This window comes from Pseudomonas sp. SDT291_1_S447 (assembly GCF_054070155.1).
Map to the genome: position 1 here is coordinate 1 of NZ_JBSVXS010000350.1, position 290 is coordinate 290.

Below are 290 nucleotides of genomic sequence, written 5' to 3' on the forward strand. Positions count from 1 at the left end.
CAAAAAAGCAGCCCGCCAGGGGCCGGTTTTTATCACCGATAGAGGCAAGCCAGCCCACGTACTGCTAAGCATTGAGGACTACCAGAAACTGACAGGGCTCAATGCCGACATCGTTGATCTGCTAGTGATGCCAGAAGCGGCCGATATCGACTTCGAAACCGAACGCGGCGTGATCACTCATCGACCTGTGGACCTCTCCTGATGTATCTACTCGACACCAACGTCATTTCCGAACTTCGCAAACCCCACGCCGATGCAAAGGTGGTCGCCTGGGCTAAAAGCGTCAGCGC

1 protein-coding gene and 1 pseudogene are annotated in these 290 nt (G+C 55.2%); both read left to right on the plus strand.

Annotation, left to right across the window (positions count from 1 at the left end):
* Positions 1–202 (plus strand): type II toxin-antitoxin system Phd/YefM family antitoxin (locus ACW9IR_RS29890; protein WP_457466205.1); only part of this gene is annotated, 202 nt, incomplete at its 5' end.
* Positions 202–290, plus strand: a pseudogene (locus ACW9IR_RS29895) (VapC toxin family PIN domain ribonuclease); the annotation flags it as partial. The gene ACW9IR_RS29890 and the pseudogene ACW9IR_RS29895, both read left to right, overlap by 1 nt.